At 35.0% G+C, this 16,482-nt stretch carries 11 protein-coding genes; 5 read left to right on the top strand and 6 right to left on the bottom strand.

All coding sequences use genetic code 11. From position 1 onward, the window contains the following. Positions 1 to 238: 238 nt before the first annotated feature. The 6 genes from NWE55_RS15600 to NWE55_RS15575 all read right to left on the bottom strand — a co-directional run bounded on the left by NWE55_RS15600 (position 239) and on the right by NWE55_RS15575 (position 9,323). Complete coding sequence (locus NWE55_RS15600; protein ID WP_155092531.1) at positions 239 to 1,315, bottom strand: porin; 1,077 nt, start codon at positions 1,313 to 1,315, stop codon at positions 239 to 241. 224 nt (positions 1,316 to 1,539) lie between these two features. Further along, positions 1,540 to 3,333 carry an acyl-CoA dehydrogenase FadE gene (locus NWE55_RS15595; protein WP_155092530.1) on the bottom strand — a complete coding sequence of 598 codons (1,794 nt, stop codon included), beginning with the start codon at positions 3,331 to 3,333 and terminating at the stop codon, positions 1,540 to 1,542. 30 nt (positions 3,334 to 3,363) lie between these two features. After that, on the bottom strand, positions 3,364 to 4,545 hold the full coding sequence (locus NWE55_RS15590) for an acetyl-CoA C-acyltransferase (protein WP_155092529.1): 1,182 nt from the start codon (positions 4,543 to 4,545) through the stop codon (positions 3,364 to 3,366). Positions 4,546 to 4,573: 28 nt separating this feature from the next. Next, positions 4,574 to 6,979 (bottom strand): 3-hydroxyacyl-CoA dehydrogenase/enoyl-CoA hydratase family protein, encoded by a 2,406-nt coding sequence (locus NWE55_RS15585; protein ID WP_155092528.1) that lies wholly within the window; start codon positions 6,977 to 6,979, stop codon positions 4,574 to 4,576. Between the two features lie 40 nt (positions 6,980 to 7,019). Continuing rightward, positions 7,020 to 7,457: a MarR family winged helix-turn-helix transcriptional regulator gene (locus tag NWE55_RS15580; protein WP_155092527.1), complete on the bottom strand. Its 438-nt coding sequence runs from the start codon at positions 7,455 to 7,457 to the stop codon at positions 7,020 to 7,022. A 90-nt stretch (positions 7,458 to 7,547) separates the two neighbouring features. Continuing rightward, positions 7,548 to 9,323 (bottom strand): AMP-dependent synthetase/ligase, encoded by a 1,776-nt coding sequence (locus NWE55_RS15575; protein ID WP_160339972.1) that lies wholly within the window; start codon positions 9,321 to 9,323, stop codon positions 7,548 to 7,550. 964 nt (positions 9,324 to 10,287) lie between these two features. Here NWE55_RS15575 and NWE55_RS15570 point away from each other — a divergent pair. The 5 genes from NWE55_RS15570 to NWE55_RS15550 all read left to right on the top strand — a co-directional run bounded on the left by NWE55_RS15570 (position 10,288) and on the right by NWE55_RS15550 (position 16,465). After that, positions 10,288 to 12,210 (top strand): LTA synthase family protein, encoded by a 1,923-nt coding sequence (locus NWE55_RS15570; protein WP_160339032.1) that lies wholly within the window; start codon positions 10,288 to 10,290, stop codon positions 12,208 to 12,210. A gap of 604 nt (positions 12,211 to 12,814) precedes the next feature. Continuing rightward, positions 12,815 to 13,336: a c-type cytochrome gene (locus NWE55_RS15565; protein WP_155092524.1), complete on the top strand. Its 522-nt coding sequence runs from the start codon at positions 12,815 to 12,817 to the stop codon at positions 13,334 to 13,336. A 23-nt stretch (positions 13,337 to 13,359) separates the two neighbouring features. After that, a complete protein-coding gene (gene nosZ / locus NWE55_RS15560) occupies positions 13,360 to 15,318 on the top strand; it encodes a Sec-dependent nitrous-oxide reductase (protein WP_160339031.1) in 1,959 nt (652 codons plus the stop codon). Between the two features lie 94 nt (positions 15,319 to 15,412). Next, complete coding sequence (locus NWE55_RS15555; protein WP_155092522.1) at positions 15,413 to 16,021, top strand: hypothetical protein; 609 nt, start codon at positions 15,413 to 15,415, stop codon at positions 16,019 to 16,021. Positions 16,022 to 16,024: 3 nt separating this feature from the next. After that, positions 16,025 to 16,465, top strand: a complete 441-nt coding sequence (locus NWE55_RS15550; RefSeq protein ID WP_160339030.1) for a nitrous oxide reductase accessory protein NosL — start codon at positions 16,025 to 16,027, stop codon at positions 16,463 to 16,465. Positions 16,466 to 16,482: the final 17 nt, after the last annotated feature.

The following is a 16,482-nucleotide window of genomic DNA, read 5'->3' as shown; positions in this document are numbered from 1 at the left end:
CGAATATAAAATTACTAAAAAATATATATTGTTGCTATCAATGGTATAAAATTGTATAAATTATTACTAAAAATTAGAAGTGTTGCATAAAAGTGCTAAATAATGTCCATAAATAAGTAATTAAGGAACAATGGAATCATTTCTCAATAAAAAAGATTGTCTTTATTCCTTTTTTTCTAATAGTTAAAGTACTAAAACAAAAAAGGAACAAGAGTTTAACTCTTATTCCTTTCTTGTTTTATTTTCTTACCATAGGGATTAACCATCTTATTCCTGCTACGATTTGATTTTCGTGTTGATCGGAGAGATGTGATAATTCTCTTTCAAAACTTTGGTTTTGGTATATATAGGCTGTAAATAACCTTAAATCCTTAAAGAGGTTTTGATCTTGTAAAGGATAGTATTCTAAAGCTGCTTGAAGGTTGACTTGAGAATAAGCATAGTTATTGGTTAAATCTTTCCTTTTGTTGTAAATACCTCTAATATAGGGAACAAATTTATTGATCTTGTATTTAGCACTTAGAGCAAATGAATTATCTCTAACTTCAGATACGCCAATATCTTCAATATTTACCAAGTCACTATAGTTTAAGTTTCTTGTTCCATAAATCCAATCTGATTCAAAAATCCATTTCCCTAAGTGAAGCTGATTACCGATTGTAGCCCAATTATAGTATTTTGAACTATCATGTTGCATCAAAGAGTAGCCGTATCTGGTTCTTAATTTGTCATTGAATAGTTTTCCTTCCCACAATAACATATAAGAATACGCCTTATTTTTATATTCTGGAGTTGTAAAAACTTCTGTAGGACTACTTATCTGGAAAGTAAATTTATGTTTATTCATATAGTACATGAAATTTACCCCAGGGCTGTATACTTCAATATCATTTGTCACAATGGTGTACATGTATAATTCTGCACCATTGTAATCAATATCAAAAGACCCCCAGTTTGTAAATAGTTTACCTGCTGAGATTGCCCAGTTGTCATTGATATGATATTCCAGGAAGGCAAACTCTAATGCGTCTTTACTTTCTTTCGCATTAAAACTATATCGAAAATTAAAATCAACCTTATTGAACAATTTAGTTGTTAAGTAAATCCTTGTTTGATTCACTTGAAATTGACTTAGTTCTGTTTGGGTAGGAGTGAAGACATTTTTATAATCATATCTCGTATCCAAGTAAAGATTAAAGTCGTTTACCACTTCACTTTCGGGAAGTTTAAAAATACTCTTTTGGTTGAAATCTTGCGCAATTGCTTTACTTCCTATAAGGGATAGGAAAGAAAATAACAGTAGTTTATTTCTCATGGATGCTTTCTTTTTTTGCAAAATAGTGATTTTATAAACAATATTGGCTATAATTATGTATTTAAAGTTGCAAATAACGGATTTTGTTTGAGAAAAATATATTAACTATCTGTTAATTAGTGCTTTTCGTTTTTGGTTAGTAGTCAAATAAAAAACCGCCCTTTCTCCGAAGAAAAATGACGGTTTTTTTCAAACAAACTAAACCAAATTGTCTGTATCCTAAATTAGAATACGTATTCGTTTGCGTCTACTAATTTTGATGCAATAGTTTCTCTTAGTGCATTTACATTAGGTAGGTTCACATATTTTGTAAATCTGCGTAGCCCCATTAACATTACACGTTGTTCATCACCTTCAGCGAAAGAAGCGATTCCTTCTTTACCTTTTAATCCGATGATGTCTACAGCGTGGTATAAGTATAATTGAGCCATAGCGATTTGCTCTTTAATATTTTCTTCTCCTTTTAACTTCGCTAATTTCTCTGTTCTAAGGATAGCACTTTCTGCCATATAGATTTCAATTAGCATATCAGAAGCTGCCATTAATAAAGCTTGGTGTTTTTCCAAATCTGGACCGAACTTTTGAACAGCACTACCAGCTACCATTAAGAAAGCTTGTTTTAACTTGCTGATCATCTCTTTTTCTTCAGCGAATAATTCAGAATAATCTGGTACATCAAAGCTTGGGATACTCATTAATTCGTCAGCTACTTTCATAGCAGGACCTAATAAATCTACATGTCCCTTCATTGCTTTTTTAATCAACATCCCTACAGTAAGCATGCGGTTGATCTCGTTTGTACCTTCGTAGATACGTGAAATACGAGCATCTCTCCATGCGCTTTCCATTGGTGTGTCTTCTGAGAATCCCATACCACCGAAGATTTGGATTCCTTCATCTGCACAAGCTTGTACGTCTTCTGATACAGCAACTTTTAGGATAGAACACTCGATAGCAAATTCCTCTACACCTTTTAGCTCAGCTTCTTGATGTGTGTTTCCTTCTGCAATACGTTGATTGATTCTCTCCTCAATAGCTGCCGCCGCTCTGTATGATGCAGCTTCACCTACATAAGCATTAGTTGCCATCTCAGCTAATTTCGTACGGATAGCTCCGAAAGATGAGATAGGAGTTTTAAACTGAATACGCTCGTTTGCATATTTAACTGATTGCGTGATTAAACGACGTTGAGAATCTAAACAAGCAGCTGCTAATTTGATACGTCCTACGTTTAATGCATTCATCGCAATTTTAAATCCATTACCTCTTTCAGAAAGCATATTCTCTACTGGAACTTTCGTATCGCTAAAGAATACTTGACGAGTAGAAGAAGCTCTAATACCCAATTTATGTTCTTCTTCTCCTAATGTAATTCCGTTACTTGGATCGTTTTCTACGATAAACCCAGTAATGTTTTTGTCATCTTCGATACGTGCGAATACGATGAATACATTACAGAATCCAGCGTTAGAGATCCACATTTTTTGTCCTGTGATAGAGTAGTACTTACCATCCGCTGATAATACAGCTTTTGTCTTTCCTGAATTAGCATCTGATCCTGCATCTGGTTCTGTTAAACAGTATGCACCAAACCACTCTCCTGAAGCTAATTTAGGAACGTATTTTTTCTTTTGTTCTTCGTTTCCGTATAGTGTAATTGGCATTGTCCCAATTCCTGTGTGAGCACCGAATGCAGTTGAGAATGAACCCGTCGCTCCAGAAATATAATCACAAACTAACATTGTAGAGATGAATCCCATTTCTAATCCGCCATAAGCTTCTGGTACAGCAACTCCTAATAAACCAAGTTCACCAGCTTTACGCATAGTTTCCTCAGTGAATGCGTAGTCTTTTTTCTCGAAGCGCTCTTTGTTAGGCCATATTTCTTTGTCGATAAATTCTTTTACAGATTCACGCATCATTATTTGCTCTTCTGTAAAATCTTCAGGAGTGAAAATGTTTTCACATTTCGTTTCTTTTACTAAGAATTGACCTCCTCTTACGATATCTTTACTCATGTTTATTTTCTTTATTGGTTAATAGCTTTATTATAATAATTCATAGATTCCTGCAGCACCTTGTCCTGTACCTACACACATTGTTACCATTCCGTATTTAGAACCTCTGCGTTTCATTTCATCAAATAACTGAACGGATAGTTTTGCTCCTGTACATCCTAATGGGTGACCTAATGCAATAGCTCCACCGTTTACGTTTACAATATCAGGGTTGATACCTAACTCTCTAATTACAGCCAAAGATTGAGAAGCAAAAGCCTCGTTTAATTCAAAAAGATCGATATCTTTTAACTGTAATCCTGCTTGTTTTAATGCTTTTGGAATTGCTTTAACAGGTCCTATACCCATGATGCGTGGTTCTACACCAGCTGCAGCATAGTTTACCATGCGTGCGATAGGTTCTATGTTTAGCTCTTTTACCATTTCTTCTGACATCACCATCACGAAAGCAGCCCCATCACTCATTTGAGAAGAGTTACCTGCTGTTACAGATCCATCTGCAGCGAATACAGGTCTTAGTTTTGCTAAGGCTTCGATAGAAGTACCAGCTCTTGGTCCTTCGTCTTTAGTCACTGTATATGATTTACTATCTTTTTTTCCTTTTTCGTTAATGAATACTTCATTAATGGTAATAGGAACGATTTGATTGTCAAATTTCCCTTCTGCTTGTGCTTTTAAAGCTTTCATATGTGAGTTAAAGGCAAACTCATCTTGATCTTCACGAGAAACTTTGAATTGATTAGCTACAGCCTCAGCTGTCAATCCCATTCCCCAGTAGTAATCTTCATTTCCTTCTTTTGCTACACCGTAGTCAGGTGTTGGTTTATATCCTCCCATTGGGATATAACTCATACTCTCTGCACCACCTGCGATGATACAGTCAGCCATACCTGCTTGTATTTTAGCTACAGCCATACCGATAGTTTCTATACCAGAAGCACAATATCTATTTACAGTTACTCCAGGTACGTCATCTACTTTTAATCCCATTAGAGAGATTAGACGAGCCATATTTAGTCCTTGCTCAGCCTCAGGCATTGCGTTTCCTACCATTACATCATCGATGCGAGTTTTGTCAAACTCTGGTAGTTTACTCATTAAATATTCAATAGTCTCAGCAGCCAGTTCATCCGGTCTTTTAAATCTGAATACACCCTTAGGCGCTTTACCTACTGCCGTTCTATATCCTTGTACTATATATGCGGTTTTCATATTCTTTGTCGTTTTAATTGGTTAAAGATTAGTTTCTTAATGGTTTACCATTTTTCAGCATGTATTGGATTCTCTCCAGCGTTTTGCGTTCACCACATAGTGATAAGAAAGCCTCTCTTTCAAGATCTAATAAATACTGTTCAGTCACTAATGTAGCTTCTGATAAGTCTCCTCCTGCCATTACATAAGCCAGTTTGTTAGCGATCTTGCGATCGTGCTCAGAGATGTATTTACCAGCCATCATACTGTCAGTTCCTACTAAGAACATACCTAAAGCCTGACGACCAAGTACTTTAATATCTTTGCGTTTAGCCGGTTGTGTATATCCCGCTTGTGCTAATACTAAAGCTTCGCGTTTAGCTTGTGCCAATTGTAAATCTTTGTTTACAACCACTACATCTTTTCCTTTTTGCAATATATTTAAGTCAAAAGCCTCTTGTGCTGATGTAGCTACTTTAGCCATACCGATAGTTAAGAAGTGCTCTTGCAGTGTATTTAGCTCTACATCATTTTTGCGGTATAGATCAGACGCTCTTACGGTCATCTCTTTAGAACCACCTCCACCAGGGATAAGTCCTACACCGAATTCTACTAATCCGATATATGTCTCTGCGGCAGCTACTACTTTATCGGCGTGTAAGCTTAGCTCACATCCACCACCAAATGTCATTCCATGAGGAGCAGCAACTACAGGAATACCTGAGTAACGCATTTTCATCATTGTATCTTGGAATGTTTTAATAGCGATATTTAACTCATCCCAATCTTGCTCTGCAGCCATCATGAAGATCATCATCAAGTTCGCTCCTACAGAGAAGTTGCTACCTTGGTTACCTACTACTAATCCTTGGAAGTCTTTTTCAGCGATTTCAACAGCTTTGTTTAATCCTGCTAAAACACCACCACCGATTGTATTCATCTTTGAGTGGAACTCTAAGTTTACGATACCATCACCTAAGTCGATTAATGAAGCTTCACTATTACCCCATACTTTATTAGATGTTCTAATATTGTCAAGGATAATGAAGGCATCTTGTCCAGGAATAGGTTCAAAAGTTTTTGTGTTTTGGTTGTAGAACAGTTTTTTACCATTCTCCACTTTATAGAAACTCTTCGCTCCAGAAGCTGCCAATTCTTTAACCCAATCAGCTACTGTGTAACCTTCTTTTTCGATTAAAGCGATTCCCTTTTCAAGGCCTACTAAATCCCAAGTTTGGAATGGACCATATTTCCACGCATATCCTGTACGCATAGCATCATCGATAGGGAATAGGGTGTCAGTGATTTCTGGAACACGTTGAGAAACGTATGCAAATAAAGAAGCAAAGTGTTTTCTGATTAATTCACCTGCTTTAGTTTGGTCTGCTAATAATAAAGCTAATTTAGCTTTCGTACCACCAGCTTGTTTTGCAGTTTCAAGAACAGCTATTTTAGCACGTTCTAATGGACGGTATTCTAATTTCTCTAAGTCTAAAGCAAAGCGATTAGTTTTACCTTCTTTATCTACTTCTTTGTAGTAGAATCCTTTTCTTGATTTGTCACCTAAGAATTTATTTTCTAATAGGAAGTTAAGCGGTTTGCTATCTTTAACTTCTTGAATCATAGCGTCTGCAGGGCAGTTTTGCTTTAATCCATTCGTTACGTTAACAGCGGTATCTAATCCTACTAAATCTCCTAGTTTAAAAGTACCTGTTTTAGGACGTCCTAAGATAGATCCTGTCAGTGTATCAGCTTCCTCGATAGTTAACCCTATTTCTTGAGCTAATTGCATTACCATTGCCATAGAGTAAACCCCTACGCGGTTACCGATAAACCCAGGTGTGTCTTTACACAATACTGGCGTTTTACCTAAGTAAAGACTACTGTATTTTTGGAAGAATTCGATTACCTCAGGAGCCGTTTGTGGTCCAGGGATAATCTCGAATAATTGTAAATATCTTGGAGGGTTGAAGAAGTGCGTTCCACAGAAGTGTTTTTGGAAATCTTCTGAACGGCCCTCTACCATTAGTTTCATTGGAATACCAGAAGTGTTAGAAGTAATTAACGAACCTGGTTTTCTGTATTTCTCGATTTGTTCGAATACTGATTTTTTAATATCTAATCTCTCGATTACAACTTCGATTACCCAATCACAATCTTTGATCTTCACTAAGTCATCTTCTATATTCCCAGTCGAAATGCGAGAAGCAAATGCTTGAGAATAGATTGGAGCTGGTTTAGATTTCAAAGCATTAGCTAAATGAGTATTAGCAATTTTGTTGCGTACTGCTTTGTGTTCAAGTGTTAAACCTTTCTTCTCTTCATCAGGAGTTAATTCTCTTGGTACAATATCAAGAAGTAATACCTCTAGTCCAATATTAGCAAAGTGACAAGCAATAGCAGATCCCATTACTCCAGATCCTACTACGGCCACTTTCTTTATTAATCTTTTCATATTTAGTTATTCTTTGGTTTATACTTAATTCTACTTGTTGTTAATCTTCTTCGAAAATACTCTTGTTACTTACTAAAGTATTCACTATGTCAGTCACTTCGAAAAAATGTTTTAATTTTTCTTCTGATACAGAAGACAGTACTTTTTCATTAAATCGCTTCACTTTCTCTTTTGACAATTCTCTTTTCTCTATTCCTAAAGGAGTAAGCTTAATAATTACGCCACGTCCATCATTGGGATTTTTCTCTCTGGTGATTAATCCGTGTTCTTCCATCTTCTTTAATGTACGCGTAAGACTTGTTGCTTCCATTCCCATATTTGGGCCTAATAGAGTAGAAGAGGTACCTTCTCGATCTATACTTAACAAAGCAAAAGCTAAGGACATCGTAGCGTCATATTTAGAAGCTTCTTCATTATACATTCTTGCTACAGCTTGCCAAGTTGCTCTTAGTACATAGTCAATTGTTTTATTTTTCATACCAGCTTTGTGTTTTTCAAATATAAAAAAAAATAGTATGCACGCATACTATTCTTAATTTATTTACCTTTTATAGTAAAATTTTAACATTTACCCTCTGTAAATCTTTTCGTACAAATCGTGGTATTTTGCTAAAATTATCTTTCTTCTCAGTTTTAAAGTAGGAGTAAGGTGTTCACTGTCAATGCTCCATACTTCAGGTGTAAGTTCAAATTTTTTCACTTGCTCCCATTTTCCGAACTTTTTATTGATGTGATCGATTTCTTTGGCGATGCGCTCAATTACTTTCTCATTCTTAACAAGTTCTTCATCTGTCGTACCAATATTGATGCGTTTTCTTCGAGCCCATTCGCGAATAAACTCGAAATTTGGTTGAATAAAGGCAGCAGGCATTTTTTCTCCCTCCCCGATAACCATGATTTGTTCAATAAAACGAGAGTGTTTCATTGTATTTTCGATCATTTGAGGAGCGACATATTTACCTCCAGAGGTCTTAAACATTTCTTTTTTGCGATCAGTAATATGCAAGAACCCATCTTCATCAATCTTACCAATATCTTCCGTGTGGAAGTAGCCATCTTTAATCACAGATTTAGTCTTTTCTTCATCTTTGTAATAACCCAACATAACATTAGGTCCTTTGCAAAGAATTTCACCATCTTCTGCTATTTTTACTTCTACATTACTGATCGGTTTTCCTACTGTTCCTGCTCTCATTCCTCGGTTTCGCTTGTCATTTACAGCAATTACAGGAGAAGTTTCAGTTAGACCATAGCCTTCTACTACAACTATACCAGCAGCGTTAAATACACGAGCTAATCTCGGTTGTAAAGCAGCACTACCAGAAACAATCAGCTTAATATTACCTCCAAGGGCTTCAACCCATTTTTTAAATACTAATTTTCGAGCAAACCCCAATTGTAGGTTATAGAAAAATCCTCTGTCATAAGGTTGGTATTTAAAACCAAGTTCTAATGCCCAAAAGAAGATTCTCTTTTTTAGTCCTGTCAAAGCTGACCCAGTAGTGAAAATCTTGTCGTACACTTTTTCAAGTAAACGCGGTACAACAGTCATGACGTTAGGCTTAACTTCTTTTAAGTTATCTCCCATCTTATCGATAGACTCTGCATAATATATTGCTACACCATTAAATTGGTATAGGTAGATCAACATGCGTTCAAATACGTGGCAAATTGGAAGGAAACTCAACGATCTGTATTTTTCATCTCTTGTAAAAGGGATTCTATCTGCACTACCTAAAGCGTTTGATAAAATATTATTGTGAGATAACATTACTCCTTTAGGTTTTCCTGTAGTACCAGAGGTGTATATTAAAGTAGCTAAATGATCTGGAGTTATAGTATCCTTAATGCGATCTACTTCAGCTTGATTGCTTTTATCTTCACCTAAAGCAAGTAGTTGGTCAAAGTTTTTACATCCGTCGATTTGATCAAAAGAGCATATATCAATGATAAGCGGTAACTGATCTTTAACGGATATTAATTTTTCATAGACTTCAATGTCAGAAACAACACAGTATTTTGCCTCTGAGTGACTTAAAATATACTGATAATCTTCTGCTGAAATTGTCGGATAAATAGGGACATTTTGTGCACCTATTTGCAAAATTCCAATGTCGAGAATATTCCAATTCGTATGATTTCTATTGGTTATAACAGCAATTTTATCATTCTCTTTTATACCTAAGCGAAGTAAAGCCCTTGAAATAGCATTTGCTTTATTTACATATTCTTCAGAAGATGTTTTTACCCATTCTCCATTTACTTTTGTAACAAGTGCATCAGATAGGGGAAAGTGATCTCTTTGAAGATAAGGTATATCAAATAATCTTGTAGGATCAATCATGTTTTAATTAATTAGCTATTGCAAAGTACAAAAAAAATATAAGATTCCATCAAATTAATGTGTACTTGACATTTTTATCTTATTTTATTTGCTATTCTCTTAGTCGAAATTCTTCTAAACTATATTATTCGTTTTTTTAATTCTTCTGATTTTAAGTGGATTCAACCAAGGTCTTATCATTGATTCAAGCATCTTTAATTGATAAAAAATGTACTCATTACTGAAGAGATTCTCGTATTCTGTAGTCTATATGAAGGGTGTTTTTGCCTTTTGACGGTTATTTTTTAGTAAAAATTAAGGGTGAATCACTTAATCAAAGTACTGCGTAGTCAGTTTTGTTTAGTTGTATTTGAATTATCGCTTTGTATTGGATTGGTAATTTACGATCTTACAATTGCTTGATGTAGCAAGTCAAGGTTTCCTATCAGTTGTTTTTACCTACTACAGTTATTGCGTAGGGATGTATTTTTTCACAAAGGTTAGTGCAACTCAACTTTCTCAATAGGCAACCAAATACAGAGATATTCTACAAAGTTTCTTGGGGGTTGGCTTGCACTTTCTTCGGGTTTGTTAGGGGGGGGCTAGGGGTTTACTTGCCAAAAGCGGTGTTTTGTCGAAGAAAGGTGCAAGAATACCGCAAGAAAAGTGTGCGCAAACTACTTAGAGGTATAAAATATTTTACTGAGAAGTGTGATATAATGGTGAGAATTTGCTACGAGTAGTTTGAGAGGCTAAAACAAGGAATTTGTTTATTAAGCAGAGTAGTTCACTTGTCAAGAAAATTGTTTGCTAAAGTGCTCTTTTTTGTGAATGAAGAATAAAAACAAAGAATCGAAAGGGGGATAGCAATTTTCAAGTCGATTATTTTAGAAAAAAAACTTCACATCATATAAAATGCTGTATTTGCTTATGCAAGTGAGAATAGAAATGATTAAGTTTGTGTTTCAAAAAATAAAAAAACCTTATGATTTCAAATCGTTTTCGTCTAAACGAAGTATTAGTGCTATTTTACAGACTGTTTTTAGCTTTCTTTTTTTACTTCCTTGCTCGTACTTTATTTTACGTATATAACAGTGATTTATTGAATGTAGATTCATTTGGACAATACCTTTCTTTAGCTTATCACGGATTGACCTTTGATAGAATGGCTATTTTTTATATGAGTAGTTTGTTTATCATTTTGTCAATATTACCTATTTATAAAACGACAAGTAAAGGGTATCAGAAACTCCTTTTTTGGTCTTATATCATTCCCAATTTATTAGCTTACGCAACTAATTTTATCGATTTAATTTACTATCGATTTATCTATGCACGTACGACAATTGCCGTTTTTGATAGTTTAGAACACGAGTCTAATAAGGGGACTTTATTTTTTAATTTTTTGATTAATTATTGGCATGTATTCTTGTGGTGTATTGGCTTGAGTATTGTATGGGTGTTTTTGTACAAAAAAGTGAAGTTTACAAGACCGATAACAATTGAATCAAAAAAATCATATTGGATTTCGTCTATTGTATTGTTTGTTATTGTGGTAGTCGGTTTTATAGCTGGTGTACGCGGGGATTTAAAGAAAACGACCAGACCGCTAAATATTATTGATGCTAATAGACATGTAGAGAAACCGGAACATGCTGATGTCGTTTTGAACACGCCTTTTGCAATCTTGCGTACAATTGGAAAAACGAGTTTTAAAAAGGTTGATTTTATGGATCAGCCTACTTTAGATAAATATGTCAGTGCTGTAAAACACTATCAAACAAATGAGCCATCAACTCCAAATATCGTATTGTTTATCACAGAGAGTTATGCGCGTGAGTATGTAGGAGCATTTAACAAGGATATGAATATACCAAATTACCAGAGCTATACTCCTTTTATTGATTCGCTATCTCAACATAGCTTGATTTTCCCTAATGCATTCGCTAATGGGTACAAATCGATACACGGAGTGTCTTCTGTAATAGCGGGGATACCTTCTTTTAAAGATGCATTTACCTCATCGCCATTTCCAAAGCAAAAGATAGAATCGTTAGTTTCAACTTTAAAGTCAAAAGGGTATGACACATCATTCTTTCATGGGGCTCCTAATGGATCTATGGGGTTCTTAGGTTTTGGAAATATTTTGGGATATGATCACTACTACGGTAAAACGGAATATAATAATGATGATGACTTTGATGGTACATGGGGGATTTGGGACGAACCTTTCTTTCAGTACATGAGAAAGACATTAAATGAAAAAGAAGGACCTTTCTTTGCTACCTTATTTACGGTTTCTTCTCATGAACCATTCAATGTACCAAAAGAGTATGAAGGTAAATTTCCGAAAGGCAATCAGCCGATTCACAAGACAGTGGGATATACAGACTATGCCTTTAAGCGTTTCTTTGAAGAAAGTAGCAAAGAACCTTGGTTTGAGAATACGATATTTATTATAACTGCTGATCACACCAATCAAATCGACTATGATGAGTACCGCAAATTAGTGAATCGCACAGCTGTTCCTATTTTAATTTATACGCCAGATGAAAGAGTAAAAGGAGTTGATAAAAGCTTGGCTCAACAGATTGATATTTACCCTACAGTTTTAGATATGATTGGCTATGATAAGCCATTTAGAAGTTGGGGACGCAGTTTGATTAACGATACCATTACCAAGCCTTTTGTGGTGAATTATGGAGGTAATGAGTACACTTATCAAGAAGGTAATTATATTGTTAGATTTAATGGAAAAGACATTACTGGTTTTTACGACATCAATGACAAAGGGTTAGAGCGTAACTTGATAAATGAGAAGAATGAGGAGATGTTGGAATTAGAATTAAAATGCAAGGCATTTGTTCAAGATTATTTTGCTCGAATCATAGACAAGAAATTAGATTAAAATTTAAAAATCAAATAGGAGAGTGGGAGAATACCTTTGGTGTTTTTCCACTCTTTTTTTATTCTTTACTCTATGCCTGTTTTTCTTTTTCATAGAGAGTTATTTTCGGCACTAACTTCTTTAGAAGTACTATTTGCGATTGTTTATTCATTACAAATTGTTTTTCTTCTTCAAGTACCATTTCGGTTGCAGTTCATAGATTAGTTTTAGGTATCCCTTTTTTTTCTGATTCAATGTATATCAAATCTCTGGTCTAATATCTGTATTAACATTTTGTTATCACGTGGTTTGAACAATCATATAAGGTGAAAATTGTACACTTTTTATAGTGTTTACTCATATAAAAGATGTTTTTGTCTTTTATGTATATGTTAAGGAAATCATAAAAAGATATAATTGCCCTTTATTTATTAAGTTATTTTATACTCCATTCTTCTAAATAATAAATGTATTGATCTGACAATGGTTGTAATCAACTGATTTTAAGTTAGTTGTATTTGTGTTGATAAGTTTTTGAATACAGTAATTTCCTTATGATTTGGGTCATAAAGGAAGAAGCTAAATAGAATTAACTTCACAATATGTAAACAAAAATAAACACATTATGAAACTAAGATTTATAAGTACAGCATTGATGCTAACGATTTGTTCGTTTGTAATTAGTTGTAATTCAGGAAGCAAAGGTAAAGAAGAGCAAGCTGTTACTACTAATGAAAGAAAAGTGGAAACCAAAGAAGAAACAAAACCAGCAGCGTCACAAAATTCTCAAAATTTACCACCTTCAGAGCGAGTGGATTTGACTAATAAAGGGGTAGGTCCAATAAAGTCATTAGAGTTAAAAGAACTTGATCAGAAATTGGCAGACAAAGGACAAGAAATTTATAAAAATATGTGTACTGCGTGTCACAAACCTGCTAAAAGATTTATCGGTCCAGCACCTAAGGGAATACTTGAACGCCGTACACCTGAATGGGTAATGAATATGATTTTGGCTCCAGAAAAAATGTTGGAAAGTGATCCATTAGCGAAAGAGTTATTAAAAGAATTTAACGGAGCGCCAATGGCTAATCAAAATCTTAGTGAGGAAGATGCTAGAGCAGTCTTAGAATACTTTAGAACACTATAATTATAGATTGTAAATATTATATTATGAAAACAAAATTCAAATTATTATTAACCTGTTCCGTAGCTGGTTTATTGTTGGCTGGCTGTGGTGACTCTAAAAAGAGCAATAAAGGTGCTCTCTCGACAAATGCTGCTGAGAAAGTATACGTAGCTCCAGGTGAATATGATGAGTATTATGGTTTCTTCTCTGGTGGATTTAGTGGACAGTTATCTGTTTATGGATTACCTTCAGGGAGGCTATTTAAAGTAATACCTGTCTTTTCACAAGATCCAGAGAAAGCATATGGATATAGTGAGGAAACAAAACCGATGTTGATGACTTCACATGGTTTTATCCCATGGGATGATTCTCACCACCCTGATATTTCTCAGACTAAAGGAGAAGTAGATGGACGTTGGATTTTTATTAATGGGAATAACACTCCGCGTATTGCGCGTATTGACCTGGAAGATTTTAGTACTGCTGAGATTTTAGAAATTCCAAATAGTGCGGGTAACCACAGTTCTTCTTATGTTACAGAAAATACCGAGTATGTAGTAGCAGGTACGAGATTCTCTGTGCCAATTCCTCAAAGAGATATGCCCATTAAAGACTATAAGGGTAATTTCAAAGGTGCTTTATCTTTTATATCTGTAGATCAAGAATCGGGAGAAATGGATTTGTCTTTTCAAATTTTAATGCCTGGATTCAACTATGACTTATCACACCCAGGTCGTGGTAAATCACATGGGTGGTTTTTCTTTACGACTTATAACACAGAGGAGGCTCATAGTTTGTTAGAGGTGAATGCATCTCAAAACGATAAAGATTTTATTGCTGCTGTAAACTGGAAAAAAGCAGAGGAGTATATCAAAGCGGGAAAAGGAAAGAAAATGCCTGCTAAATACGCTCACAATAAATTTGACAATAGTACTCACATGGCAACGCATACGATGAAAGATGAAGTATTGGTATTAGATGCTACTGAATTGCCTGGACTTGTTTATTTGTTACCTACTCCAAAATCACCACACGGATGTGACGTAGATCCATCAGGTGAGTACATTGTAGGTAATGGGAAATTATCTGCCAATCTTACTGTTCACTCTTTCACAAAAATGTTAGATGCAATTGAGAATAAAAAATTTGATGGTGACGCTTATGGCTTGCCAATTTTAAAATTCGACGATGTTTTAGCTGGAGTTGTTGAACAACCAGGTTTAGGCCCTTTACACACAGAGTTTGATGGTAAAGGAAATGCTTATACTACTTTCTTTATCTCATCAGAAGTTGTAAAATGGAAATTGGGTACTTGGGAGATTGTGGATAGAAAACCAACATATTACTCTGTCGGTCACTTGATGATTCCTGGAGGAAACTCAGCTAAACCTGATGGGAAATATATGGTGGCAATGAATAAAATTACCAAAGATAGATATCTGCCTGTAGGACCTGATTTGAATCACTCTGCTCAGCTCTATGATATTACAGGTGATAAAATGGAGTTGATTTTAGATTTCCCTACGATTGGAGAACCTCACTATGCAGCTGCAATTAAAGCAGATAAAATCATGCATAAATCTCGACAAATCTACAAGTTAGATGAGAATAAACACCCTTATGTAACTAAGAATCCAAGTGAGGCTAAAGTAGTTAGAAAAGGAAATGAAGTACACATTAATATGACGATGATTAGAAGTCACTTTACGCCAGATAATATTGAAGGTGTGAAAGTGGGTGATAAAGTATTCTTCCACGTGACAAATCTTGAACAAGATTTTGACGTACCACACGGATTGGCGATGCTTGGAGCTAATACAACTGAGTTACTGGTAACTCCAGGTAAAACTGAAACATTTGTATGGGAACCAAAACAAGTTGGAGTATGGCCGTTCTATTGTACTGACTTCTGTTCTGCTTTACATCAAGAGATGCAAGGGTATATTCGCGTTTCTCCAGCAGATTCAGATATCGAACTATCTTGGTCATTAGACGATGAGTAAGCGTTTGATAAACAAAGAAAATATGTTGATGTAAAATAGTTTGAGAATAAAGGGCAGAGTGTATAATGCCTCTGCCTTTTATAAAATTTTAGACATGAAAAAAGCAAGCTTATTAATGATGGTGGGAGCAGCGCTATTACTCTCGTTGTTTTTCTTTCCTCTGTGGAATATAGAGTTAGGAGCACCACAATATCCTGTACCATTGGGGATGAATATCCATATCACTGGTATAGAAGGAGTAAAGGAGTTTGATATTCAAAATATAGATGGTTTAAACCACTATATCGGGATGAAAACAATTCCTAAAGCTGAGCAAATGTGGGAGTTTACTGTATTTCCAATCGTAATTGGTCTGATGAGTGTGTTGGGAATCTTATTGGGGATTGGAGGTTATTTGAATAAAGTAAAACCAATATTCTTTTTATACTGGTTGATCTTGATGAGTGTATTAGGTTTACTGGGGATGTATGACTTTAATCTGTGGTTGATTGACTACGGAAGTGATTTAGACCCTCATGCAATTATGAAAATGGTTGATGCAAACGGAAATCCCCTTACGTATGAACCACCTATATTCGGACATCGAAAAATTTTAAATTTTGATGCCTATTCATATCCACATATTGGAGCTTATTTAATGGCTGTTGGAATGTTCTTCACACTATTGGCTTATTTATGTGGGCGAAAAGCTAAAACAAATTAAAAGATGAAAAAACTTTACTTTTTAATATTGGTCCTGTTGGTTAGTTCTTGTTCTGTTAAGGTACAAGAAATAAATTACGGAGAGGATTTATGTCATTTCTGTAAAATGGGAATTGTAGACAAAGCACATGCTTCGCAACTGGTGACAACGAAAGGGAAAAACTTTAAGTTTGATGCCATAGAATGTATGATTAACTTCCTAAGCGAGAGCAAAGCTGATCAATCTCAGTATGCATTTATTTTAGTGTCTAATTTAAGTGAACCTGGTAAAATGATTTCAGCTCAAGAAGCTACTTTTATCATTAGCAAAGATATACCAAGTCCTATGGGAGCTTTTCTTTCGGCTGTTCAAAATAAGGAACAAGCAAGTGTTATTCTAAAGGAAAGCAACGAAGCCATGTTGTATCAATGGGATAATGTTCAAGGTAAAATTAAAAAGCATTAATAAATTCTAAAATATAG

The organism is Myroides albus, assembly GCF_024722315.1.
Taxonomy (GTDB): Bacteria; Bacteroidota; Bacteroidia; order Flavobacteriales; family Flavobacteriaceae; genus Flavobacterium; species Flavobacterium album_A.
Note: the sequence above shows the minus strand (reverse complement) of the source record. Positions and strands in the feature narration are given on the sequence as shown.

Bases quoted from the DNA above. Each gene is read 5' to 3' on its own strand.
- NWE55_RS15580 (WP_155092527.1), bottom strand. From the start codon at position 7,457: ATGAAAAATAAAACAATTGACTATGTACTAAGAGCAACTTGGCAAGCT.
- NWE55_RS15555 (WP_155092522.1), top strand. From the start codon at position 15,413: ATGAAAAAAGCAAGCTTATTAATGATGGTGGGAGCAGCGCTATTACTC.
- NWE55_RS15585 (WP_155092528.1), bottom strand. From the start codon at position 6,979: ATGAAAAGATTAATAAAGAAAGTGGCCGTAGTAGGATCTGGAGTAATG.
- NWE55_RS15550 (WP_160339030.1), top strand. From the start codon at position 16,025: ATGAAAAAACTTTACTTTTTAATATTGGTCCTGTTGGTTAGTTCTTGT.
- NWE55_RS15600 (WP_155092531.1), bottom strand. From the start codon at position 1,315: ATGAGAAATAAACTACTGTTATTTTCTTTCCTATCCCTTATAGGAAGT.
- nosZ (WP_160339031.1), top strand. From the start codon at position 13,360: ATGAAAACAAAATTCAAATTATTATTAACCTGTTCCGTAGCTGGTTTA.
- NWE55_RS15595 (WP_155092530.1), bottom strand. From the start codon at position 3,333: ATGAGTAAAGATATCGTAAGAGGAGGTCAATTCTTAGTAAAAGAAACG.
- NWE55_RS15590 (WP_155092529.1), bottom strand. From the start codon at position 4,545: ATGAAAACCGCATATATAGTACAAGGATATAGAACGGCAGTAGGTAAA.
- NWE55_RS15565 (WP_155092524.1), top strand. From the start codon at position 12,815: ATGAAACTAAGATTTATAAGTACAGCATTGATGCTAACGATTTGTTCG.
- NWE55_RS15570 (WP_160339032.1), top strand. From the start codon at position 10,288: ATGATTTCAAATCGTTTTCGTCTAAACGAAGTATTAGTGCTATTTTAC.
- NWE55_RS15575 (WP_160339972.1), bottom strand. From the start codon at position 9,323: ATGATTGATCCTACAAGATTATTTGATATACCTTATCTTCAAAGAGAT.